Raw genomic sequence first — 24230 nt, forward strand, 5'->3', positions numbered from 1 at the left:
ACCCAATCCTGAACATTTGTTTTAAAAACGAGCACCTTCATAAACCTCCCTCAGCACTTCATCATATGCATCTAACGTTTGATTAATGTCTTCATCGCTATGAGCTGTCGACACACTATAACGATTCATCGGCTTCACGTAAATCCCTTTGCCCAGTAATCGAAAATCTATTTCTTTTCGAGTGGCCAGGTCGGTTTTTTGAAGGTCTCGATAGTTTCGTATCTTTTCTTTATTATTTAATACTACACTAAAAATAGACCCTATGCCAACCGCCTCGCCTTGTACGCCGTACTTGCGAAGCTTTTCGTTAATGCCGTTTTTCAACTTTTCAGTCTGCTTTAAGACGTCATCTAATTCTTTTTCTAAAATGTCGAGAACCGCCATGCCTGCTGCAAGAATCATAGGATGGCCATTATACGTGCCGCTATGAAACAATACATCTTTGGATGATGAACGTTTGCTTTGGCTGCTGTCAAAAACATCTGATCCTTGTGAAGGAGCACTATGCATCATAATTTCTTTCTTTCCCCCGACGACGCCTACCGGGTAACCTCCTCCAATTGCTTTTCCTAACGCCGTTAGATCAGGCTTAATGCCATAGATATTCTGAGCTCCGCCAAGACCAGTACGGTAACCCGTTTTAACCTCATCAAAGATGAGAACCATTCCTAATTCCTCTGTGATTTGACGTAAACCTTTCATAAATGATTTTTCTGCAGGTATAAATCCTGCCTGCACGGGTTCAATCATAACAGCGCCAATTTCATCTTTATGCTGCAATAATATTTTTTTACATGCTTTCAAATTGTTAAAAGGCAATGTAATTGTATTTCTAGCATGGGAAGGATGCATTCCTTTAGATTCAGGCAATGAATAAGGAGCATCTGCATTCCCGGCTTCTCGAACAGATGGACTTACACTTACAAGCATTTGATCATATCCGCCGTGATAATGGCCTTCAAATTTTGCTATTTTATGTTTTCCTGTATGGGCTGCTGCAAGCCTTAAGGAGAGTAATGTTGCTTCTGTACCTGAATTTGTATAACGCAGCAGTTCCATGCTCGGAAAGTGCTTTTGAAGTCTTTTCCCCATTTCTACTTCAAGATAATGAGGTGTTCCAAACAACCATGTACCGTCTCTGTCCATTTGTTCCATAATGGCTTTTTTCACATGCTCGTGTCCATGTCCTGTTACAAGCGAGCCGTAACTCATTAAATAATCAATATACTCATTTTCATCCATATCAGTCAGCTTCGAACCTTTTCCGTGTTTCATGACAACAGGATGCGGCTCAAAATATTTAATATTTGCCGTTACTCCGCCCGGCATTACTTCTTCTGCTTCCTCCATAAATGCTTGAGAAGAAGGTGTTTCCTCCTTGTAATCTAAAATGGGATGTTCTACTTTCTGAACGGCCATTTTTTACGCTCCTCTTCTTATGAATTTTTCACTTCATATATATTTATATATGAATTATACATTTCATTCTAATGGAAGAACAAGTTTTTGTGAAGTGTTAATTTCATTTAATTTATTTTTGAAGTTTATATTTCACATTATATGAATTTGTTATTTCAATATCCACATTTTATGAATGTCAAACTTCAATTTGGGCTTTTTACCTTTTTTATTAGAAACTTTTCCTTCATTTTCTTTTACAATTTAAATTTTTCTTTCTTTTTTGACTATTTTTAACCCTCACTGTTATACTTCAACTGAATACCTTAATGATGTACAAATTAAGTTTTAGAAAGGTGTGGGGGCTTTTGGCACAACCAAAGTACATTACTAAAATTGATCAAATTAAAGAAATTCCAGATGAGGAACGTGAACGATTAAAAAAAATCACTGAAAAATTTGTGTTTCGTGTAAACGAATACTATTTAAGCCTTATTGATTGGGAAGATCCGAATGATCCCATTAAAAACTTAGTCATCCCAAATGAAGGAGAGCTTTCTGAATACGGACGCTGGGATGCTTCTGATGAAGATACTAACTACGCAGTACCAGGCTGTCAGCATAAGTATGAAACGACTGCCCTTTTAATCTGTTCTGAAGTGTGCGGAGCCTATTGCCGCTATTGTTTCCGTAAACGCTTGTTCCGTAATGATGTAAAAGAAGCAATGTCTGACGTGGATCCTGGACTAGAATATATCCGCAATCATCCAGAGATTAATAATGTGCTGCTTACAGGCGGAGACCCTTTAATTCTTGCAACAAAGAAACTTCGTTACATTATTGAAGAGCTGCGCAGCATTCCGCACGTAAAAATTATCCGTATCGGTTCAAAGCTTCCTGTCTTTAACCCGATGAGAATTTATGAAGATGAATCTCTTTTGGAACTCATTCGTGAATATTCCACGCCGGATAACCGCATTTATATTATGGCTCATGTTAACCATCCGCGTGAAATTACAGAAGAAGCGAAAAAAGCATTTGAAGCACTGCATGATGCAGGAGCAATAGTGGTGAATCAGACACCTGTATTAAAAGGTATCAACGCCAATCCAGACGACCTGGCGGAGCTGCTCGATAAGTTGTCCTGGGCGGGCGTAACTCCTTATTATTTCTTTATTAATCGCCCGGTAGCCGGAAACAACGACTTTGTGCTTACTTTAAAAGAAGCATATGATGCTGTGGAAGAAGCTAAAGCAAAGACGAGCGGACTTGGAAAACGTATCCGTCTTTCCATGAGTCATACTTCTGGAAAAATCGAAATTTTGGCAATTGAAGACGGAAAAGCATATCTAAAATATCACCAATCCCGCGACGGCAATTACGGTAAATTTATGGTACTTGACTACCCAGATAATGCTGCCTGGTTTGACGACCTTCCAGGCAATGAACAGTATTGGGAGAAGCCAAAGAAAAAGGTAGAAGAAGTTGTGTCTGTTAATGAAATGCCTGATATGCCGCAAAAACGAAAAAGAAAACCGAAAACGGCTGCAAAATAAGCAGCAAAAAGAGCTGTCCTCATCTGTACTGCACCCCAAAAGTTAGAGTAAAATCTAACTTTTGGGGTGTTTCTTTATGGCTAAATATAGTGAACAATTTAAGTTAATGGTAGTAAGAGAATATCAAGAGGGTTATTTGGGATATGACATGTTGGCTAAGAAGCATTGCATGACAAACAGTTCACCAATTAAAAGGTGGGTGAAACTATACGAGAAATTTGGGATAGAAGGATTAAAAAGGATACGACAAAAGAAAGTTTATTCTGTTCAATTCAAGCTGGAAGTATTAAGCTTTTATGAAGAGAACAGGTTCTTCAGAAACGGAAACAGCCCTTTAGTTTGGTATAACAAACCCTCCAATGATAAGTTCATGGCTCAAGGGTGGCATTATCAACATAGAAGTTGGGTTAAGACACTAAAGAAAAATAATGTGTTTCAGAGTATGTCGCGGAAAGGTAACTGTATAGATAATTCTCCTATGGAGAACTTCTTCGGTCTATTAAAACAAGAGATGTATCACGGTGAGGCACGATCCTCATATGAAGATTTAAAAAAGAAAATTGAAGAACATATCGATTATTATAATAACAAGCGTATAAAGCAAAAATTGACAGGTATGAGTCCAGTTCAATACCGGATTCATACTTGCCAATTAGCTGCTTAATATAAAACTCTAACTTTTGGGGGTCACCTCAATCAGGATAGCTCTTTTTCGATGTGAGAATCGACTATAAGCTTCATTTTTAAAAGGATTTTGCTGCATTTGGTACTCAACAACTTGCGATACAGTTATAAACCGTTCTCTCAAACCTATATCTTCTTTTGCTGTACCGGTATTCCGGCACCGTTCGATCCATTAAAAAATAATCTTTCCCATCAATGACAAAAAGTCTATTCTCTTTATGTGTCGCTTCCCTTCCTTGTTTTGTTAAATCCCTTTTTTCTACTGGGGCATATGTTTGTAGATTTGTAATCAGGAAGCTAAAACGAGTTTCATTGTTCGACAATTTTCCTTCTCCTCATCTTTTTTCATGTTAAAATAGACTCAAATGCAGACAGAGGAAGAAGGATGTGTACAAACATGAACAGGTTTTATCTCTTTATGATTTTGTTTCTTTTTATAATAGCCGGCTGCAGTTCCTCGTCTTCAGAAGAAAGGCTAAAGGAAGAACTCAGCACTTCCTTCTCTAACTCACTTTATGAAATAGAATTTGAAAACCTAGAAGAAAGCCGATATGAAGGCAAAGATGGATTTTTCTTACACTACTCTATTACTTCCCCGGATGAAAGCCGCGAACTTTCTCCGTCTGATATAGACATGACATTTTCTAAAGTTATTGAAGATGAATTCGGAAATGAACACTCTCAATATCAAAACACTGAAATGAAACAAGATCAAGAAAAAAATAACGTACTCTATGTTAAGCAATTTTTTACGAACAATCTTCATCATGACAGCAATCAATTGATTTCAACAGCACAATTAGTTTTACATCCTAACAAAACAGTTCGCTTTGAACAGGTAAAAAAGGACATCGTTCCTATTACCCGCGATGAATTAACGATTCAAGACATAGAATGGGATGACAATAAGCTCACTTTAACCGTAACAGACGTATTAGATATTCAAAATGTAGAATGGAGTTTATTATCTGAAGGAGAGCAGATTTATCCTGTCTTTTCTAACTCTATAGCCGAAGAAGAGCATTATTATAAAGGAGAATTTGAATTTGCTGCTGTACTAGAAGAACCATTTACAATCATTGCCGAACGTTCCGATACTTATGAATTAATTTGGGAGTTGCCGTTTGTCATTCCGGTCGATTAGAAAACATCCTAATCATTTTATTGTTTTAAAAAAATAGAGCAGCCTGTAAAGAGGCATGCTCTATTTTTTATTCACTGTATTTTTTAACTGTCCAATTCCAACTGATTGTACCACTACTTCATCACCGTCATTCAGATACTTCGGGGGATTAAACCCTTTTCCTACACCTGCAGGCGTTCCTGTGGCTATAATGTCTCCTGGTTCTAAGGTCATTCCCCGGGAAATAACTTCAATTAACTGAGAGATAGAAAAAATCATCTTATCGGTAGTTGTTTCTTGTCGAATTTCATCATTTACGAGCGTCTTTAACGACATTGTTTTCCCTTTCCAATGTTTGACGGGCACAATCGCCGGTCCCATTGGACAAAATGTGTCAAGACTTTTCCCTAGAAAAAACTGCTTATGCCGGGTTTGTAAATCTCTTGCTGTCACATCATTTAACAGTGTGCAGCCAAATATATAATCTTCTGCTTCTTCTGCTTTGATGCCTTTGCCTGTTTTTCCAATAATGACAGCAATTTCTCCTTCATAATCTAACGCATCCGTCACATCAGTATGAGGATCAATAGGTTCTTCTGGGCCTATTACGGTTGTCGGTGACTTCGTAAAAATGATCGGGTGATCAGGAATATCTGCAGCACTCCCCATTTCCATGGCGTGGTCTGCATAGTTTTTCCCTGCACAAATAATATTTTTTCTCGGAACTGGAATAGGTGCTTTCAACGTTATTTCCATAGAAGAAAGCGGATAAACATAGGAAGCATCTAAATGGTTATGCGCTGAAGCAGCTATTTTCTCGGCCTCTGCCAAAAAATTTTCTCCGTCATCAATCGCTTCTAACATTGTGCGAGGAAAACGATAATCCACATTGTATGCTTTTCCAGCTTCCTGTAGGTCAATGACATATTCTTCGTTCACTAGTGCTGCTGCTTTTTCCTCCTTATTTATTTCGATGGTAACTAGTTTCATATGACTGCCCCTTTCTTTACCTTAATAACTGAAATAACTGAGGAAAGGTTCTATCTTTTGCGTTAAATAAAATCTTTAACCCAGCACCGCCCTATCACTAGCCATTTTTTCGCCGCGGATTTTCTGAAATTCATTTAATAATTTTTCGATCGTTAACGATTGTTTGTCATTGCCATCTACATCTAAAATAATCTGTCCTTTATCCATCATAATTAATCGATTACCTAGATCAAGAGCTTGCTGCATGTTATGGGTGACCATTAATGTAGTCAGTTTGAATTTTTTTACGACTTCTGCTGTGATGTTGGTTATAAGCTCCGCTCGTGACGGGTCAAGCGCTGCCGTGTGCTCATCCAAAAGCAGAATCTTTGGTTCTGTGAATGTCGCCATTAATAATGATAAAGCTTGGCGTTCCCCGCCTGATAGAAGTCCTACTTTGGCTGTCAGCCGATCTTCTAACCCTAGATTTAATGTCTCCAGATGTTCCTTGAAAAGGGATTTTCTTTTTTTACTGACTCCTGGTTTCAAGCTGCGTTTTTTATTGCGCGACCAAGCCATTGCCAAGTTCTCTTCAATCGTCATCGAAGGGGCTGTTCCTGCCATTGGATCTTGAAACACTCTGCCAATTAATTGAGAACGCTGATATTCTTGAAGATGAGTCACCTGATTATTGTCTATGAGCACATCGCCTGTGTCAGGCAGGAGTGAACCGGAAATGATGTTCATTAGCGTTGACTTTCCGGCACCGTTACTTCCGATCACCGTTAGAAAGTCACCTTGGTTTAAATCTAGATTAACATGTTGCAACGCCTTTTTTTCATCCATCGTCCCTTCATTAAAAGTTAACGAGGCTTGATTAAGTTGCAGCATTACCTTTCTCCCCTTTCTCCGTGTCAGCCATCTCGGTGATTTCTCGCCTTTTGCGCAGTCTTCTGCGTTTTTCACGCTGTGCTTCAAGTATTTTTGGTGTAATTAATGCCGCTACCACAATAACTGCTGTAATTAATTTCATATCCCCGGTTTCCAAAAAGTCTACCCGCAAAGCCATCGACACGACTATACGATAAATAATAGCTCCGCCAATAACAGCAAGCGTCGTGCGTGCAATAGATTTCGTTCCAAAAAGGGCTTCGCCAATAATGACAGAAGCAAGACCTATAATAATCATCCCGATCCCCATACCAGCGTCTGCAAATCCGCCATGCTGAGCAATTAAGGCACCAGAAAGAGCAACAAATGCATTGGAAAGACCCAGCCCTGCTATGATGAGAATATCTGTGTTAGCTGAAAAACTGCGGATCATTTTTTTGTTATCCCCAGTAGCCCGTAATGCAAGACCAACTTCTGTCTTTAAAAAATAATCGGTAAGAAATTTGATGATGAATGTAATAATTAAAGAGAAAAATATTATTCCCCATGTTTTTGGTGTTCCTGAAACTCCAAGGGCGGCAATTATATTGTTAAATGGGGCACTCAAGTTTAAATTCTCCCAAAATGAGGTAATCGACGTAAAAAGAGTCGTTTCATTTAATAATGGAATATTGGATTTCCCCATGATACGCAAATTTATCGAATACAACGCGATCATCATCAAAATTCCCGACAATAACGGGTTAATTTTTCCTTTCGTATGCAAAAGTCCGGTTACACATCCTGCTAAAAACCCGGCAATCACCGCGACGATCGTAGCGATAAGCGGAGACTGTCCATTTATGATCATTACAGCAGCCACTGCTGCCCCTGTAACAAAGCTTCCGTCTACGGTCAAGTCCGGAAAATCCAGGACTCGGAAGGACAAATAGACGCCAAGCGCCATAAGAGCATATATAATACCAGATTCCACTGCTCCAAACATGGAAACAAACATATTTTCCTTCCCCCATTCTCTATCCAAAGAAAAGCATAAGCTCCTTGCTCGCCATTATAGAGAAACCCTCATGTGTGCGGCCGGGTGCTTACGCTAGACTTAAAAGACGCTATCATTTTATTCTTTTCTAACAGTATAAACAAAAAGCCTGGCCTGTTGCCCCTTCAAGAGGCTGGCCAAGCCTGATGCTTTATTCGTTTATAAATTGAGCTTCTTCTTCCCAGTCTTCATGGATCTCTACCCCTTGGGCCTCTGCTGCTTCTTTATTTATAAATAACTCCATATCTTCAGGATATTCAGCAGGAATATCAGCCGGTGTCTTCTCCCCGCTTAATACATCTGCTGCCATTTCACCGGCACGGTAGCCAATCGTATGATAGTCAATACCAAACGTGGCAAACCCGCCGCGCTCGAGAGAATCGGGTTCTCCTACGACCAATGGAACATCTTGCGTTTCAGCCACATCCACTACCGTCTCCAGTGCAGATACAACCGTGTTATCTGTAACAATGTACATCACATCTACATCACCAACCAGTGACTCAGCTGCCTGCTGTACTTCGGCAGAAGATGAAACACTTCTTGTAGTTGACTCTAGTTCGGTCCCTTCCATAGCCGCTTCAACTGCTTCAATTTGAGAAACAGAATTTTGTTCGCCTGAATTATAAATCAACCCTACGTTTGATTCAGGAAAGTATTCTGAAATAAAATCTACCGTCATCTCAATCGCTTCCGGATGTAAATCCATGACCCCTGTTATTAATTCACCTGGAGAGTCTACATCTTCAATTAAACCCGCATCTACAGCATCTGTTACCGAAGTAAAAATAATTGGCGTTTCAGAGCTTGCCTGGAATGCTGCTTGTGCACTTGGCGTAGAATTGGCAAAAATTAAATCTACATCCTCTGACACAAAGTTATTAGCAATGGTCGCTGTATTGCTCTGATCATTCTGTGCGTTTTGATAATCAAATTCTATGTTTTCTCCTTCTGTGTAGCCTTGATCTGCCAATCCTTCTTTAAAACCTTCATAAGCTTCATCTAAAGAAGGATGTTCCACAAACTGGGTGGCACCAACAACGACGCTGTCTTCTGTCTCCGCTTCTGTTTCTTCTTCCTCTTCGCCGCCTGCACCTGAATCGTCTTCACCAGCAGTATCCTCTTCTCCTTCTCCGCACGCTGCTAAAACGGTGAAAGATAAAGCCCCAGTTAAAAGGAAATACAGCCACTTTTTTTTCATTCTCTTTCTCCCCCTATTTATATGTAGGAATTTTCAAATATTTATATTTATCTTATAGGATTCTATAAAACTTGTAAACAATAATTTTTTAATAGTAAAACGATTGAGAAAATCGGTAAAACATGCTTTAGAAAAACCCGGCTTGCCGCCGAATTCTTTAGCAGCAAACCTTAGTTTTACTTACACTTTGATCTTTTAGCAAAGTTAAACTTTCCGAAAGTAAAATAAGGACATCTGTCCATTAAACAGATGCCCAACAACTTTCTTAAGAAAGCAATTCTATGTCCACAGCCACTCCTGGAAAATCAATTGTATTGTCCGTTTCTACATTTTCTTGAATAGATGGTTTCCATTCCTTTTCATATATTTCAGGAAAAGCAAATCTAGCACGATTTGAAAAAATGTTGTTTCCTATAATATAGCCGTTATATTCATCGACTAAGGAAGCTCCATCCTCAATAACAAATGTCATTCGGTAGGACTCCCCTTTGATTTCATCTTCCACCGTATATCCAAAATCATAAAGCCGTTCTAGCACCACATAGTCACCAAATGGAATAATCACAGCCTGTTCTGTTTCTATTCGTTCGGTACCTTCTACAGATAACACCCGTTCTCCTTGCGATGCTCTGTCTGTATAGACTTCCGTTACAAACAAATATAAAGACGCCATCATGACTGCAAGTATGATGGAAGCCAGCCTTTCCACATTCTTCCTGGAATTTTCCTTTTTTTTCATAAAAGAATGAAGAGCAAGACCTAAAAGAAATGTTACCATTAAAATAATGAGTGATAATAATAGATGAAACAACCAAGGTTCAAGTGTCAAAATCATTTCTACCATCCTTTGAACAGCCATAAATTTTCATTACTACTACTTAGGGAGAAATGAAAGCCGAACATATGATATCATATTCCTAGTGTTTTATGCGATGAAACAGCAGTAAAAGGAGCGATTTTGTTTGAATGTCGTTGTAAGTACATTAAATGCTAAATATATTCATACCTGCTTGGCTCTTCGTTATTTAAAAGCTTTTGCAAAACCCGATTATACTGTAGAGATTGCAGAGTATACCATTAAAGATCCAGCCATGAACATTGTAACAGACCTGTTTGAGAAAAAGCCGGATGTTATTGGTTTTTCCTGCTACATTTGGAATATTGAAGAAACAATCCAAGTCGTGTCTATGCTAAAGAAAATAGATCCCGCTATAACCATCGTATTGGGTGGACCAGAAGTCTCGTATGACACGGACTACTGGATGAAACGACTGCCTGAAGTAGATTTTATCGTGATGGGAGAGGGGGAAGAAACGTTTAAACATCTTCTTGAGGAACTTACCGGGGAACAAAAGTATCATATGGTGTTCGGAACAGCTTACCGTAAAAACGGCAGAGTCAGAATGAATCCGCCTCGTCCAAAAGTTCCACTTGAAGATCTGCCAAGTCCGTACCGTTTTGATGAAGACAAAAAGGCATTATCCAAACGGATTACTTATTTTGAAACGAGCCGCGGCTGTCCGTTCAGCTGTCAATTTTGTCTTTCTTCTATTGAAAATGGGGTTCGTTATTTTGATATAGAAGAAGTTAAAAAAGACCTGCTTTATTTAATAGAAAACGGTGCAAAAATGGTGAAGTTTGTGGATCGTACGTTTAACATTCAGCGCGAGTATGCAAAAGAGATCTTTCAATTTTTAATAGACAACCATCAAGGCTGTCAGTTTCAATTTGAAATCACAGCAGATATTATGCCGCCTGAACTGCTTACCTTTTTAAATGAAAACGCACCTCCGGGGATTTTCCGGTTTGAAATTGGCGTTCAATCGACCAATGATGCAACAAATAAATTAGTAAAACGCCATCAAAATCTTAAAAAATTAGAACGAACCGTAACGATGGTAAAAGAAGGCGGAAAAATTGAACAGCACCTTGACCTTATCGCTGGACTGCCGGAAGAAGATTATGACCGTTTTAAACAAACGTTTAATGATGTGTTTGCAATGGGACCAGAAGAACTGCAGCTCGGGTTTCTAAAAATGCTCAGAGGCACGGGATTACGCATTCGTTCTGAAGACCACGGCTATGTCTATATGAACAACGCTCCATATGAAATGCTAAGCAATGACGTCTTGAGTTTTGCAGACATTGCCAGAATTAAACGAGTAGAAGACATTTTAGAAAAGTATTGGAACGACCACCGCATGGATCACACGATTGAATTCCTTGTCAATCAAAGCTTTCCGAGTGCCTTTGACTTCTTCCAGGAATTCGGCGATTACTGGCATCAAAAAGGGTGGGGCCGCATCGGACACCAGCTTGAAGACCTTTTCCTCCGCCTTGAGGAATTTTTAAAGCATCACGGTGTGAAAAATCTCTCGGTGATCAAAGGATTAATGACCTATGATTATTTCTTGCACCAAAAGCATAAGCCGCGGAAATCATGGGGAACACCAGAGCTTACAAAAGAAGAGCAAACTGTATTAATGAATTTGTTTGCCGAACAGCCCGAACTCCCTCATTTACCCGTTTCTTTGAAGAAACAGGATTGGCATAAACACACAGTGACCGAACTGCTTCCGTTTTCCCTGCATGCTTATCTTGAAACAGGCAGAATCGTAAATAAGGAAGAAATACTGCTTGTTCATTATGACGTGAAAAATCAAAAACAAACGGCTAGGTTTATTCCATTTGAAATCATTTTAGAAAAACTTGGCTTGCCGCCAAGTCCAAATGGCGGAAACCGTAGTTTTTCTTATACTTTGATCCATTAGCAAAAGTTAAACTTTCCTAAAGTGCAAGAAAACCGCCCAGCTGCAGTTAAATAGTATGTCAGGTACAAAAATAAACCTGTAAAGGAGATGTCTGAATGAAGGCAGCTCCTTTCTTTTTATGCTTTTTAATGGAGCAAAAACCCACTACACCTGTAGTCTTTCTTTTACTTTGATCCTTTAGCAAAGTTAAACTTTTCTAAAGTACAAAGAGGCTCCCGCCTTAGCCGAGCCCCTCCTATTTTTTCCTGCTCAATTCTGCTGATTTTCATTTATATTTAAAAAACGTCTGCGAGACAGAGAGTTATCATTTTTTGGAACACGCAATATGAGCACATCATTAGAAAAAGATGCTGTGATTTCGTCCCCTTTTATTGACCCAAGATAAATCTTCTTATGAAATTCTTCGTATTGTGATGTTTGACGAAAAAATTTATTACCTTCGACTTTATCTGTTTGATTATGAACGGCTTTGATTGCCACATACTCATTCCCATACTCAATATGGATTCCGTCACTTTGAAAACCTGGCAGCATCGCTTCTACTACAAAGCAGCTGCCTTCGTCCCGAACGTCTATATTAAACCTGTCTCCTACTCCTTTAATCGAAGATAAGAAATCTTCTTGAAAAAAATCATGGAATGTATCAAATACTTCTCTAAAAAGTTCTGAATGCCGTCTTCCAGGCCGATTAGTCATACAACATGCCCCCTTTGCTTTTCTCATCAACTATCATATGAAACTTCGGCAAAAGTTTATAAACATCAGCCCAACTATTGAAATTAGTGATTGCCGCATACCCGCTTCTGCCATAACCATTTTCCAATTCATGAATAAAATGGAGTATAGAAAGTAAATATTTTTCACACAATGATTTTGAAAGCGTATACAAACGCCTAAGTGGAGGTGAATAACATGGGACTGTTTTCTTCAATTAAAGAATGGAACAAAGCGAGACAGGAAAAGTATTTAGCGGATATGGAAGCAAAAGGAATATGTCCGGACTGCCGCGGCAGAGGTTTTGACCTTTATTATCCAGTTGAATATTATAATACGACTCCTTCGGTAGAATGTCCCGGCTGTAACGGCAGCGGCTTGTTTTCCGATTGGACCAACCAAACCGGCCAATAAAGCAAGAGGCGGCTGAAGAGACCGTGCCATGTATACACATGAGATGATGTCCATTTACAAAAATGATTTTCTATTTCTTTCTGCTTCAGATAAGTCAAAATCCAAACCGCTTCTCATTCCTTCGTTGCCTAAACAGTTTGCAGTCTATCTCTTCTCCTTATTCATCAACAGCGGCGATTTGTAATAAGTTAACAGGACCAAAAGACATATTAACTTTGTCTTTAAAAATTGGTACAAAAATGCATTAGAAGGCTTATTTGGAAGTCATTTTTTTTGTTTTTTACTAATAAAAAATGTAAAATCCACACCAAAACTTTGCCCTGCCATACCGTTTTCTTCCCCGTTACATTAATATAAAGCCCCAATATTCTAATCTATACAGGTAAAAAATCGCTTCTATTATTTCAAGAAGCACCCCTATTTTTACTATTCCATTCGTTTTTCAACTTTGAATACATATGGAGATCAATATAGCCGTCTTCTACTTTTTCGTATTGTCTCAACGTACCCTCAAATTCAAAATCGAGTTTATCTAAAACGTTTAAAGAATGAATATTTTCCGGCTGCACTTTTGCTTCTATCCTATTTAAATTAAGATCATTAAATCCATCATGTAATAAGGCAAAAACAGCTTCTGAGGCATAACCTTTTCCCAAAAACGTCTGCCTAAATCATAGGCAATTTCAGCTCTAGCGTTTTCAAAGTCAAAATAATTATAACCGCACGTACCAATAATTTGATTTGTCTTTTTTAAGAGTATTGAATAACGAATAGCACGATTTTTTGAAGCCAACTCATTAAGAAAACGAATCATTTCTTTTGCTTGTTCAACATCTTGAAAAGTCTTGATATTCATAAACTCAGTAACATGTGGGTCAGACCAGTAATTATACAATGTTGGTGCATCACTTATTTTCATTTGGCGTAATATTAATCTTTCTGATTGTAATTCAGTATTCAATGAATGAATGCCTCCATTTTTCATATAACTCATCACTCTTTTTCACTGAAATCCTCCATATGTTTTAATAAACATGCAGGATTCCCGCCCACCACAGTGTTATCGGGTACATCTTTTGTTACGACAGACCCGGAAGCGATGACCGCATTATCCCCTATCGTAACACCAGGATTTATGATGGCTCTTCCTCCAATCCACACGTTATGGCCGATATGAACGGGTTTTCCAAATTCTGCACCTGTTTTTCTATCGTGCGGACTCAAAGGATGTGTCGCTGTGTACACATGAACACCTGGTCCCATCAAACAATTATTTCCTATGTAAATTTTGCAAACATCCAAAAAAACACAATCAAAATTGGCAAAGAAGTTGTCTCCAACGGATATGTTATATCCATAATCACAGCGAAAAGGTGGTTCTATATAGACGTTTTCTCCTGCATCACCCAACAGTTCGTTTAATAGTTCTGTTCGTCTGCTTTCTTCGGTTTCTGTTGTTTCATTGAATAGTCTTGTAAGCTTACGAGCATGCAAGCGTTCTCTATGTAGTTCCGGGTCATCAGCACGATACCATTCACCATACAGCATTTTTTCCTTTTCTGATTTCCCCATTCTATTTTTCCTTCCTTTCTTTAGAGACCTATATTCTAAAACGATCAGAACAACCGGTTTGCTGCCAAACAAATATTCTTGTTAATGAATCATTTTTTCACTTAACAATAAAATTAACGCAACGAGAAAAAAAGATGCGGCCAGCCACGTATGATAATATTCTTTTTGTTGACGATTAAATAGCCATTCTTCTATGCCCCTGATAATGTTGAGTGCAAAGAAGTAGATAAATAAAATAATATAGGCAGGAATGGTATTTATGGCAGCAAAAATACTAATCCCGAAAACAATAATGAGTACTATTTCCGTTATTAAAAAAAAAAGCGATTACGACCTTCCCAATTATTATGGAAAAATCTTTTTCCGGACTTTGTGTGAAGTTTTTTCCGTAAATACATGTCGATAGAAAAATAAATGACTACAAGTATCAAAAACATAATTATCGTCAACTCTTACTCATCCTTTCTCTTCATCCTGTAGAAGTCCTTTAAGAAATTCAACCGATGCAATCACACTCTCGTCTTTATTGTTAAGGAGATCAAATGTATACTCACTATCCGGTAATTTATAGTCTTCTTCCATATTTACATGAAGCGTATAAGGTTCCTCAACGAAATGTTCCTCTGTCCATTCAAAAGATCCTCCGCCCTCCACCGCTTCCCCGTCTGGACCACGGTAGGAAGAGCGTGCTGATAAAATATGATACCGATAACCATCTTCTTTTGTTACAGCTCCTACGAAAAATACATTTTCTCTGTCTTCAGCAAATAATATGTGTTCATTCGCTTTTTTGGTGATCCACGCTGTATTTTTTCCATATGTTCTCTTCTTCCACAAACCCTTTCGCAGCTTCTTCTGCACTATTATAAACGGGAACTTCCTTATCCGATTCTACAGATTCGCCGCTGCATCCACTTGAAAGAAAAACAGCTGTAGTTATTAACATGAAAATAGCGGTTTTCACCTGATCACCCCTTCTTTATAAAAGTTATAAAAAATATTTTTCAGCCATGATGATATTTCTGTCTCTGCTTCTTCTTTTGATCTCATATAAGCAGACAAAAAATTTTCTATATTCTAACATTACGACGAAATCAAAGGAAACAAGCTTCACATAATTATTTTCGTATCATCATAACATGTGATAGGGAGAAATTGTCATTACAGGAGGAAGCTATGAGTCAACAATATACCTGGCAGCAAATCCAAAACATGCAGCAAATGTTTCAAGCTAATATGAAAGACGAATCATACCCGATGTATCCGAACTATGGAAAAATAACGCGTTACCGGGAAGTTCCGGTAACAGTACCCGAACAGCGGCAATTCCGTCAGCCTGGATTCGAAAAATGGATGGTGCCAAAACCTATTATTGAAAATCCCCATTACAAGGGAAGCGAAAAGCTCCAGGGTAAAGCTGCTCTTATTACGGGAGGGGACAGCGGAATAGGGGCAGCGGCTGCGATTGCTTTTGCTAAGGAAGGTGCAGACGTCGCCATCTCGTATCTAGATGAACATGAAGATGCCAACCGGACAAAAGAGCGCATCGAAGAATTAGGGCAACGTTGTATCCTTTTGCCTGGAGATATTCGAGAAAAAAGCCAATGTGTGGAAATAGTGGAGAAGACCATAGAGAAATTAGGCAGTATTAATGTGCTGTGCAACCATGTCGGCATTCAATTTCAGCAATTAAGCCTGCTTGATATTACCGATGAACAGTTTGATGAAACATTTAAAGTAAATGTCTACTCTCATTTCTACACGACCCGGGCAGCGCTTCCCCATATGAAAGCGGGAAGCTCTATCATTAATACATCCTCTGTTGTGGCATATGCCGGAAACGAACAGCTGATTGATTATACGGCAACAAAAGCAGCAAACGTTGGCTTTACCCGTGCCTTAGCTAACAACGTTATAAACCAAGGGATCCGTGTAAACGCGGTGGCTCCTGGGCGAGTATGGACGCCGCTAATTCCGGCAAGTTTTTCAGCTGATGAAGTTACTCAAGTTGATAATCCAATGGACCGGCAAGGACAGCCATTTGAACTCGCGCCAGCTTATGTGTACCTTGCTTCTGATGATTCTCGTTTTATGACCGGTCAAGTGCTTCATGTCAACGGCGGGGAATCAATTGAATAGAAAAAGAGGTGAATCTATTGCTTTATACATTCAGCCCAGAAGTAAGGCTGCTGCTTGTAAACGAATCCGATGAAACAGTAGAAGTAACGTATCTTTCTTATGATTTTGTATTACCCAAGATTGGCCCGAGACCGCCTTATTTTGCGCACCCATCTTCTGAACCTTATTACCCTGTTATTTAGAACCTAAGAAAAAAATAATCATAATAATAGTTAGTATTTCTTTTAAATCCTATTTTTTCGTAAAGTCTTTGAGCTGTCATATTTTCCTTTCCTGTTTCGAGCGAAATCGTTTTTGCATCTGTCTTCTCAGCATACTCCACCGCTTTTTTTAACAATTTTTCCATATTCCTTTTTTCGCACCTTTTCTTTTACAAATAAATCGTTTAATACCTACGTCCGCTTCATACTTACAGACGAAAAAGATGGATAGAGCTGCACAAAGCCAACGGGGTCGTTTTTATCAAGAGCTATGAAAACGACTGATTCTTTATTTATTAATCTCTGTTTCAAATACTCCCTTGCCCTTCTCTGTCCGACGGCTGTTGAAAAAAATGCGGTATAAATCAAATAGTTCGGTTAGAGAATCAAGTTCCTTCCATGTTACTTTTTGAATTGTCATTAGCTACCACTCTTTTCTCCACAATTTTGCTTCCATCTTATCGACAGCTTTTTTATCAACAATAGAATATGAAAAAACAGTAACGATGCAAAGATACCAAGAATCAATAGAAAACAAGTTTCTCTCGTCCAACCGCTGTTTAAAAAAGAAACATACCAAAAATAATTTACAATGAGCCCGCTGCTTCCATATATAAGAAGTGATACAGCATAACTGTTTATTTTCTTCTTATTCATGACTAGTTTATCAGCTAAATGTGAAACAGGGATGCCTCCAATAAAAAACACAGGCACAGAGTATACAAAATATAAAATCATCAAGTTTGTAAGAGAAAAGGTGAGAACATTACTCTGCTGAGAAGTAAAGATATACATGCCAGCGTTACTGACAGATAAAAGCACTTATAAATGCCGTTAATACTTTTTCGATCACTTTCATGTAATGCCTCCAAATAACCGCATCTTTAGTCTCTTTTTTTTACGAATCAGCAACTGTTATCGTATGCGTCTTTTCGTGTGTCGTTATTTCTATCCTCCATTGATTACGATCCGGTTGATAGTCTATGTCGGTTATAGCCAGAATTCCTTGTATATTTTTTTCATCAAGCGCTTGCTTTACCGCTTCTTGTTCTGTGAGGTGTGCACCTTCTGGCTTTTCACTTGGAAGAACTTCCATATGATCCGCCTTCGATTGACCGGGATATGACTCAGCCACTACTTCATACCACACTTCTACTTTATGCCCTATGTCTGCGTTATCTGCCGCATTGGAAAACCAAATCGCGCTGAAAAATTCCTCTTGCCCGCCGGTTTCACTGTAATCCTTCGGTTCTGACGCCACCACAAGAACCTCACTTCCTCTTTTGTCGACCACATACCCCGTCATTCCCGGTGCGGAACCTGTTTTTTCATTGCAAGCAGTCATTACCATTCCTGTGAGAAAAAAAAATAAAAAATAGTAGATTTCTCTTCATACCGTTTCCTCCCCATTAAACCATCTCTAAAGAAAAACGTTTCTTATCCATATAAAACTATTTTTTCACTCACCTGTTTTTCTTTTGATGGATCATACCATTCCACTACAGCGTATATTTCGTTGACATCCTCTAGCGTGATAGGTTGGCCTTTATTATTAAAATACGTTCCGCCTTCCACTCTTCCAGTAGTCATGTCTGCCATATTTACATGGCCAGAAACAGACTTCCCTTGAATTTTTCTATCTTCATTATTTATGACAGCATAAACATCAAACGAAAAAAATTCTGATTGAAACTCATCAGTATCTTTCATATGTAGTTCTCCATCACCAGCAATCAAACGCTCTGGCATGATTTTGAGCTGATAATTGTGTATTTCCCATGTCGAGCTGTCTCCCATTAACGTTAAATAATAATTGTCTTTTCCGGTTGTTTCTTTTAATGGAAATATTACAACAGCAGCTAAAAGAATGAATGCCAGACAGATAAAGACAGGTGAATATTTTTTGCCAAACATATAAATCTCCTTTTTGTTTTGTTTATATATCATTCAAGTGTAAGTTATCATTGCAATCATTTTCTAAAGAAATAGTACTGGAAATTTGTGCTAACATGAACAAATATGATTCTACTAGATAGCTAAAATATTCAGCCCGCTGCTGTGATAGTGATGAGGTCAGCATACTTTAAAGCTGTTAGAAAATAAGGGGAAGCCAAACGAATCAGCCGGCGTGTACAAGCGCTGTAAAGGCCTCACATTTAGGCAGGAACTTAGAGTAGGCTATTCCTAAAAATTAAATGTATAAACAACTCTGCGTATAAACGGCATAGGTTGAAAAAATCATTCATAGATAGGTTTTCCGGTTCCGGGTCAGGCGAAGGGCAAGAGCGATTTCAGGTCCGACCTATCCCCAGCTTCCTTCCATCACTGCCACTCCCTATTTATTCACCTGCTTCAGGTGGAAGATTTCGAATAAACGTTTCCAAAAATAATCGGAAAAATTCGTTATAATCCATCTGTAATGCGATCTTATGTTTTATTTCTTCTTCCCCATCCAACATTGCTTGATCTGCCTCATATCTTGGACGAAAATCAGCGATGCTTGCTCCCCGTCCCGGCCCAGAACTGGTTTCGATATATATTTCTCGTTCCACAAAAGAAAACATCTCCGGATTAGTTATATACATAAACGGCAGTAAGTCATGAAACAAGGCTCCATTCAATCCTGGAATGAGCTCTTGATAGGCATCGTAGTAAAAATTGTACATTAATTGCAGCGGCTGCTTAAGTTTTTCTAGAGGCGAATACATAATAATATAATCTATCATTTCCGGGGTAACGTAGGCGCTGTTGGTTACATTTAAAGGAAAAACATGGGTTTTTATATTCTCAAAGACAAATTTAGCTGCAACAGGATCTCCATAAAAATTAGCCTCAGCAGCCGGTGTAATATTGCCTGGTGTTAAAAAAGCGCCTCCCATTATAAAATAATTCTTTGCCTGCTCCATCTTCTGTTTTCCGAGCATATAGCCAATCATTAACCCTGTATTCCGGCCAATTTCCACTACCGATACATCTTCATATTTATTAAAAACATCATAGACATCTGTAAAATTAGTTAACTGGTATCCTAATCCTTCGGGTTCAAAATCACCTAACCCTTCTACGCCATGTATTTCTGGATAAAACTCCACATACACATCCGAAACTGGCTGGTTAGCTCCTCCATATATCGGTATATCCACTTCTAACAAATTCAATATCGTTGCAATGTTTCTCGTCGCAATTTCTACTTCAACATTGCCATAACCTGCTACAATACCGACTACATTAATATCTGGATGGAGCACACTATAGATAATCGCAAAAGCATCGTCTACACCGGGGTCTGCAAATAAAAGAACATTTTTCAAAGCATTCCGCCCTTTTTCCTTTATTTGTAATGTCTATTATGATGTAACTATGCCAAGAGAGACTCCTTTATGCGAGAAAGTTTAATAGTGTTGTTCTAAAAATTGTTTTATCTCCGCGTTTATTTGCGTTAGTATCTGTTCTGAAGGAAAATGACCCATTTCAAAGGATCGACAGGTAACGAGATTAGGAATAATTTTTTTGCGGTATTCACCACGTGTTTTTCAGGAAAGAAAACGTCTTGTATACCAGCTATAACCATAGTCGGTGCATTATAATGCAGAAGCTCTTTTGCTTGTGTTAATTTAGGCATATCTTGTTCTAATGAAACACTTTTGAACACTTCACCGATAATCTTTTTATCTAGTGAACTCATGCTGTTCAGCGACATGGTATCGGCCAAGGCAATTAAATATTTTTCTGATGAGGTAAGACAGAATAACATTAACGGAATCAATATTTCTTTTATCATTTTCCATTTAGAACCGAGCGAAAGACCTGCTGGAGACAGCAAAATGGAGCATTCTATTTTGTGTGGAAGATAAGCAGCCAGCAAAAAATGCTCCCTTTTAAACAGAAGGTGAGCATTTTCTAAAGAGTGTTTTATTTTCTTTATTCCTTATCGTCGAATGCTTGTTGGATTTTAGGCATTAAATCATCCCACTCTGCATCCATTGTTTTATTAACTGTTACAAAATCGTTGTAGCCAAAGATGTTGTCCACGCCTTCAATTTGCAGCAGCGCTTTTGCAATAGGATGATCGGTTTCATCGCCTTTTTTAAGAGAGGTGCTGCCATCAAAAATCACTTGGTCTGCTGTAAATTTCACCGCATTTGGGTTCGGTGTCGATTGAGCTTGTACTTCCATAGGTTTCGTTAGTCCCCTTTCGATTTATCACACTTTAAAATGAGTCTATTTATAAAATATAACACTTTAAGCCAAATTTTAAAAATCTTATTTGTTATGACGTCCGCCAGTACTCTGTATTTCGTCTTTGCCGTTTATGACATCATCGGACATATGATAAGCATAAGAATAATTGGGTTCCTCTTCAAACGTAACATAAAACAGATAATGGCTGTCAAAAGTAGATTCACTCTTTTGGATATCCCAACCCCTGTCAGGGTAGGTTACTTCTAAATGAGCATCTAATATTTCCATCCTTTTTGGCACTTCATGATTTATAGTAACATAAGGACGGACAACCCACATACCAATTCCTGCGGCTGTAATGATAAAAATCATAACAGAAAATGTATATAAGAGCACCTTTTGCTTTTTAGAAATAAAAAGGATAACAGCAAACAAAATGGTGATGAAGTAAGCCGTGATTTTAGTAAATTGGACTTCTAAATAATGGGTTTCTGGAGCAATATTGTGACGATAAAACCACCCGAGCAATACCATAATCATCAAAAAGGCAATAAAGAACACGATCCTGATTTTCAAACGCCTCCCACCTTTTTCACAGATTAATTTACATTAATATCTTTTGTCGTTAACTGGCGCCTTAACAGCCATATACAAAAAGGTGTGATAAACGTAAGCAGTCCGATCGTGGTAAAAGCAATTCCCCAATTATAAATGTCCAGCAAAAGACCAAACAATACCGGAGAAAAGATCGTAGCACTAAACCCCATGACCGATTGAATTCCAAGTGCAGTGCCGATAATATCAGGATCAGCAATTTCGGTTAATGCGGTGTTATATATCGGAGAATCAGCAATAATCGTAAATCCATAAATAAAGACAACCGGAAGCAGTATCCAGATTGGAATTTCAATGAACCAGCCAACAGTTAAGGAACAAACAATACTGACAAAAATAAATAATTGGATAACGTTAAGCCGTCCGAACCAGTCAGACATCTTACCGCCAAGAAACGTAGCAAATCCGCCTGCCATAATAACGAGTGATCCTGTAAGATTCCCATAACTCACGGCATTTTCTACATCATTATTTGCAAAATAATAGACGAGAAACGGCCCGATCCAGGCCCACATTGCGTAAAGCTCCCAGCAATGCCCAGTGTAACTGACGTTAACGAGTAGATTTTTCTTCGTCAGCACTCGTTTCAACAATGCCATATTTAAACGCTTGCCTTCTATATGTAAGTTATTTGGAATATTAGAAAAGAAAAGCATTGCCGATGCCGCCAGAGCAGAACAAGACGTAATCAAAATAACCCCCTGCCAGCCAGTTAAGTTAATAAGCATTCCCGAGACAAGGAGTGAAAAACCGGAGCCGATCACCAACGAACCTACATAAACACCCATCGCTGCTCCTCTTTTTTCTGGAGGAGCCATTTGCGCAACGATTTTCATACCCGGCACATAAATCCCTGCTATCCCAATTCCGGACAATAAGCGCAGCAGAAGAGCAGAAATAAAACCGTCAGCCAAAAAAACAAATAAAATGCCTGACATTCCAGCTAACAACGCACCGTACATAAACGAATACTTTGGATTGTATTTATCACTTAAAAAACTATAGAAAAATACCGCCGCCACATAGCCTATATGAAAAAAAGAAACAATGATTCCGGACTGAGTTGGGGATAACCCCCACTCTCCTTCTACAATGGGCATTACCGCAGAAAAATTAAACCATACTTGCATCGCTAGAAATTGTGCAATAGCTAACCTCCATAACAACGAATTCAACGTACTGGCCACCTTTACCATAAAATGTCTTATTTCATTATAACTGATCGCCTAAATATTTCGAATTTTTTGCTTCATCTATCAGATTTTATACCTTTCTGGTGATATTTGTAGATAATTTCATGGCTGTTTTTTGCAGGAAAATGCCCTGTTTGCCACAAATGTATTAAGTAGATAATTATAAACTTAAGAAAGGTGGTCGTTGTTGGTGAACCGTGATCTCACATTGAAACAAATCGCAGAAGGCATCCCTAAGTCGGTATTAAATGCGTCAGACAAGGACCTGGAAGGGTTTCAAGAAATCCTTGACCAAACGATAAAAGTAAGAGAAGCACACAAAGATCTACAGCGGATGGTACAAACTTATTCGAATCCTAAAAAACCATCTCCTTCCGCTATGCAGCAATCTTCTTAAGCATTCTGATCAAACAATTCCCACGGCCCTCTTTTCTATTTATATAAACAAAAGTCAGCAGCATTTGCCTACTCTAAAAAGAAACAACAGTAAAAAGGGTCAGACCCATACAGGACCTGACCCATTGGATTTTTTTATATTTCATCTAAGGGACGATTGTGTGCTCGCTTATCTGCCTCTCTGGCACGTTCTTGTGCTTCTAAGTCATCCGTATCAGCAAGCTCTTCGGAATATTCCACATCTAATCCGTCATTAGCGACAATATCTTTTTTCGGCGTCTGCGACAGTCTTGCTTTATTTTTATGTTTATTATTTCTTGTTTGTCCTCTTGTCATCCTAAACACTCCCTTTCTTTTTTATTAATGTTCCTCCATGTCATATTATTATTCGTCTCTTATCAAGCGCTTATTTCCGTTTCAACTCTTTATTTCCATATTTTATTCAGGATAACCGTTTTCCAATACATTATTATTAACGCTTCTACGATAACCGGAAAAGGAATACCTTCTCGCTGGGCTGCTAAGCTAATCGCCAATTGTGTTGGGATGACGTTTTGGTGAAACGTGACAGCCGCTATATATAGAAGGACTTAATAATGATATAAAAAAGCTAAAATAGCGCAACATTCGAATAAGAGTCGTAAAATGGTACGGCTGTGTATAATCCTCTGATGCTTGTAAAAATTGAGCAATCGTTACGGGAACGACCAAATTAAATGGTGTGCCATCAACAAAAATGCCCACACGACCCTCTAATATATTTCCGGCTCTGTCTCCGCCATTGGTACTTCCCTGAACAGCATGTGAAATTCCATCCACAAAAATGACACTATCACCAGATAACAAAGCCTCATACACATTATCCATGGATGATATCGTCTTTGCTTTACTGATGGATCGTGCTCGTTCTTTTATGTACTCATACAGCTCTTCTTCATTTATTTCCTCTAATAATTCTGCTTGTAAGCATTTATCTATAAATTCATCAACCATACGTTCATCAACTAATCCATCAAGATATACAACAGTCGCACGAACACTGTGATGTTCCAACATTTTAAAAGAACGTATCATTACATCACTGCTGTTTCCAAAGTCCTCTTTTATCACTGTTATATTATGGGTAAGATCAGATGAAAGGCGGGTCGGTCTTTTATTCTTTTGTTTTCTATCTCT

Annotated in this window: 29 protein-coding genes and 3 pseudogenes; 8 read left to right on the forward strand and 24 right to left on the reverse strand. The window is 38.5% G+C overall.

All coding sequences use genetic code 11. From position 1 onward, the window contains the following. Positions 1-21: 21 nt before the first annotated feature. Entirely contained in the window at positions 22-1419 is a 1398-nt protein-coding gene (locus tag CEF16_RS08865; protein WP_091584852.1) for an aspartate aminotransferase family protein, read from the reverse strand. A 347-nt stretch (positions 1420-1766) separates the two neighbouring features. Between CEF16_RS08865 and CEF16_RS08870 the strand changes: the two genes are divergently transcribed. Both CEF16_RS08870 and CEF16_RS24355 read left to right on the forward strand, forming a co-directional pair. Beyond that, positions 1767-2954, forward strand: a complete 1188-nt coding sequence (locus CEF16_RS08870) for a KamA family radical SAM protein (RefSeq protein ID WP_091584850.1) — start codon at positions 1767-1769, stop codon at positions 2952-2954. 376 nt (positions 2955-3330) lie between these two features. After that, positions 3331-3618: pseudogene (locus CEF16_RS24355) on the forward strand (transposase); the annotation flags it as partial. A 106-nt stretch (positions 3619-3724) separates the two neighbouring features. On the opposite strand, the gene CEF16_RS08880 reads toward CEF16_RS24355, so the two are convergent. Next, on the reverse strand, positions 3725-3961 hold the full coding sequence (locus CEF16_RS08880) for a hypothetical protein (RefSeq protein WP_091586708.1): 237 nt from the start codon (positions 3959-3961) through the stop codon (positions 3725-3727). Between the two features lie 74 nt (positions 3962-4035). On the opposite strand from CEF16_RS08880, the gene CEF16_RS08885 reads away from it, so the two are divergent. After that, positions 4036-4782, forward strand: a complete 747-nt coding sequence (locus tag CEF16_RS08885; RefSeq protein ID WP_091586709.1) for a hypothetical protein — start codon at positions 4036-4038, stop codon at positions 4780-4782. Positions 4783-4842: 60 nt separating this feature from the next. Here CEF16_RS08885 and CEF16_RS08890 read toward each other — a convergent pair whose 3' ends face one another. The 5 genes from CEF16_RS08890 to CEF16_RS08910 form a co-directional block, all read right to left on the reverse strand. Continuing rightward, a complete protein-coding gene (locus CEF16_RS08890) occupies positions 4843-5751 on the reverse strand; it encodes a fumarylacetoacetate hydrolase family protein (RefSeq protein ID WP_091586710.1) in 909 nt (302 codons plus the stop codon). 75 nt (positions 5752-5826) lie between these two features. Continuing rightward, the gene (locus tag CEF16_RS08895; protein WP_091586711.1) at positions 5827-6621 is read right to left on the reverse strand and encodes an ABC transporter ATP-binding protein; all 795 of its coding nucleotides are present in this window, start codon (positions 6619-6621) and stop codon (positions 5827-5829) included. Next, positions 6608-7618 (reverse strand): ABC transporter permease, encoded by a 1011-nt coding sequence (locus tag CEF16_RS08900; RefSeq protein ID WP_091586712.1) that lies wholly within the window; start codon positions 7616-7618, stop codon positions 6608-6610. The genes CEF16_RS08895 and CEF16_RS08900 overlap by 14 nt, the downstream gene beginning before the upstream one ends. Before the next feature lie 190 nt (positions 7619-7808). Then, positions 7809-8858: an ABC transporter substrate-binding protein gene (locus CEF16_RS08905; RefSeq protein ID WP_091586713.1), complete on the reverse strand. Its 1050-nt coding sequence runs from the start codon at positions 8856-8858 to the stop codon at positions 7809-7811. A 265-nt stretch (positions 8859-9123) separates the two neighbouring features. Further along, positions 9124-9693 (reverse strand): hypothetical protein, encoded by a 570-nt coding sequence (locus CEF16_RS08910; RefSeq protein ID WP_091586714.1) that lies wholly within the window; start codon positions 9691-9693, stop codon positions 9124-9126. Positions 9694-9820: 127 nt separating this feature from the next. Between CEF16_RS08910 and CEF16_RS08915 the strand changes: the two genes are divergently transcribed. Continuing rightward, the gene (locus CEF16_RS08915) at positions 9821-11629 is read left to right on the forward strand and encodes a B12-binding domain-containing radical SAM protein (RefSeq protein ID WP_091586715.1); all 1809 of its coding nucleotides are present in this window, start codon (positions 9821-9823) and stop codon (positions 11627-11629) included. A 249-nt stretch (positions 11630-11878) separates the two neighbouring features. Here CEF16_RS08915 and CEF16_RS08920 read toward each other — a convergent pair whose 3' ends face one another. Continuing rightward, positions 11879-12325, reverse strand: a complete 447-nt coding sequence (locus CEF16_RS08920) for an Hsp20 family protein (protein ID WP_170031744.1) — start codon at positions 12323-12325, stop codon at positions 11879-11881. A 216-nt stretch (positions 12326-12541) separates the two neighbouring features. On the opposite strand from CEF16_RS08920, the gene CEF16_RS08925 reads away from it, so the two are divergent. Beyond that, on the forward strand, positions 12542-12757 hold the full coding sequence (locus CEF16_RS08925; RefSeq protein ID WP_091586717.1) for a hypothetical protein: 216 nt from the start codon (positions 12542-12544) through the stop codon (positions 12755-12757). Positions 12758-13161: 404 nt separating this feature from the next. On the opposite strand, the pseudogene CEF16_RS08930 reads toward CEF16_RS08925, so the two are convergent. From CEF16_RS08930 to CEF16_RS23705, 5 genes and pseudogenes are all read right to left on the reverse strand, one after another. Beyond that, a pseudogene (locus CEF16_RS08930) lies at positions 13162-13718 on the reverse strand (GNAT family N-acetyltransferase). Between the two features lie 32 nt (positions 13719-13750). Next, positions 13751-14329: a sugar O-acetyltransferase gene (locus CEF16_RS08935; RefSeq protein WP_091586718.1), complete on the reverse strand. Its 579-nt coding sequence runs from the start codon at positions 14327-14329 to the stop codon at positions 13751-13753. A gap of 81 nt (positions 14330-14410) precedes the next feature. Continuing rightward, positions 14411-14641, reverse strand: a complete 231-nt coding sequence (locus CEF16_RS25280; protein ID WP_091586850.1) for a DUF4181 domain-containing protein — start codon at positions 14639-14641, stop codon at positions 14411-14413. Positions 14642-14785: 144 nt separating this feature from the next. Then, a complete protein-coding gene (locus tag CEF16_RS08945) occupies positions 14786-15166 on the reverse strand; it encodes a hypothetical protein (protein ID WP_139185986.1) in 381 nt (126 codons plus the stop codon). Continuing rightward, the gene (locus CEF16_RS23705) at positions 15108-15293 is read right to left on the reverse strand and encodes a hypothetical protein (RefSeq protein ID WP_170031747.1); all 186 of its coding nucleotides are present in this window, start codon (positions 15291-15293) and stop codon (positions 15108-15110) included. The genes CEF16_RS08945 and CEF16_RS23705 overlap by 59 nt, the downstream gene beginning before the upstream one ends. Before the next feature lie 272 nt (positions 15294-15565). Between CEF16_RS23705 and CEF16_RS08950 the strand changes: the two genes are divergently transcribed. Together CEF16_RS08950 and CEF16_RS23710 are read left to right on the forward strand one after the other, a co-directional pair. After that, positions 15566-16468 carry an SDR family oxidoreductase gene (locus CEF16_RS08950; RefSeq protein WP_091586851.1) on the forward strand — a complete coding sequence of 301 codons (903 nt, stop codon included), beginning with the start codon at positions 15566-15568 and terminating at the stop codon, positions 16466-16468. 17 nt (positions 16469-16485) lie between these two features. Further along, on the forward strand, positions 16486-16650 hold the full coding sequence (locus tag CEF16_RS23710) for a hypothetical protein (protein WP_170031749.1): 165 nt from the start codon (positions 16486-16488) through the stop codon (positions 16648-16650). Here CEF16_RS23710 and CEF16_RS24360 read toward each other — a convergent pair. From CEF16_RS24360 to CEF16_RS08995, 9 genes are all read right to left on the reverse strand, one after another. Beyond that, positions 16647-16814: a GNAT family N-acetyltransferase gene (locus CEF16_RS24360; RefSeq protein WP_245917808.1), complete on the reverse strand. Its 168-nt coding sequence runs from the start codon at positions 16812-16814 to the stop codon at positions 16647-16649. The two genes, CEF16_RS23710 and CEF16_RS24360, sit on opposite strands and share 4 nt — an antisense overlap. Before the next feature lie 143 nt (positions 16815-16957). Then, the gene (locus CEF16_RS24845) at positions 16958-17089 is read right to left on the reverse strand and encodes a hypothetical protein (protein ID WP_281259162.1); all 132 of its coding nucleotides are present in this window, start codon (positions 17087-17089) and stop codon (positions 16958-16960) included. A gap of 477 nt (positions 17090-17566) precedes the next feature. Beyond that, positions 17567-18013, reverse strand: a complete 447-nt coding sequence (locus CEF16_RS08965; protein ID WP_170031752.1) for a YobA family protein — start codon at positions 18011-18013, stop codon at positions 17567-17569. 92 nt (positions 18014-18105) lie between these two features. Beyond that, entirely contained in the window at positions 18106-18582 is a 477-nt protein-coding gene (locus CEF16_RS08970; protein WP_091586722.1) for a hypothetical protein, read from the reverse strand. A gap of 425 nt (positions 18583-19007) precedes the next feature. After that, positions 19008-19979, reverse strand: a complete 972-nt coding sequence (locus CEF16_RS08975) for a nucleoside hydrolase (protein ID WP_170031755.1) — start codon at positions 19977-19979, stop codon at positions 19008-19010. 128 nt (positions 19980-20107) lie between these two features. Next, complete coding sequence (locus CEF16_RS08980; RefSeq protein WP_091586724.1) at positions 20108-20533, reverse strand: hypothetical protein; 426 nt, start codon at positions 20531-20533, stop codon at positions 20108-20110. 56 nt (positions 20534-20589) lie between these two features. Next, a complete protein-coding gene (locus CEF16_RS08985) occupies positions 20590-20844 on the reverse strand; it encodes a NifU N-terminal domain-containing protein (protein ID WP_091586725.1) in 255 nt (84 codons plus the stop codon). An 87-nt stretch (positions 20845-20931) separates the two neighbouring features. After that, the gene (locus tag CEF16_RS08990; protein ID WP_091586726.1) at positions 20932-21426 is read right to left on the reverse strand and encodes a hypothetical protein; all 495 of its coding nucleotides are present in this window, start codon (positions 21424-21426) and stop codon (positions 20932-20934) included. 23 nt (positions 21427-21449) lie between these two features. Beyond that, positions 21450-22640, reverse strand: a complete 1191-nt coding sequence (locus CEF16_RS08995; protein WP_245917809.1) for an MFS transporter — start codon at positions 22638-22640, stop codon at positions 21450-21452. A 208-nt stretch (positions 22641-22848) separates the two neighbouring features. Here CEF16_RS08995 and CEF16_RS09000 point away from each other — a divergent pair, with 208 nt between their 5' ends. Then, a complete protein-coding gene (locus CEF16_RS09000) occupies positions 22849-23055 on the forward strand; it encodes a hypothetical protein (RefSeq protein WP_091586728.1) in 207 nt (68 codons plus the stop codon). A gap of 134 nt (positions 23056-23189) precedes the next feature. Here CEF16_RS09000 and CEF16_RS09005 read toward each other — a convergent pair whose 3' ends face one another. Then, entirely contained in the window at positions 23190-23390 is a 201-nt protein-coding gene (locus tag CEF16_RS09005) for a YfhD family protein (RefSeq protein WP_091586729.1), read from the reverse strand. 89 nt (positions 23391-23479) lie between these two features. Beyond that, positions 23480-24164: pseudogene (locus CEF16_RS24370) on the reverse strand (spore germination protein). Between the last annotated feature and the right edge of the window lie 66 nt (positions 24165-24230).

It is taken from the genome of Alteribacillus bidgolensis, from assembly GCF_002886255.1.
GTDB lineage: Bacteria > Bacillota > Bacilli > Bacillales > Marinococcaceae > Alteribacillus > Alteribacillus bidgolensis.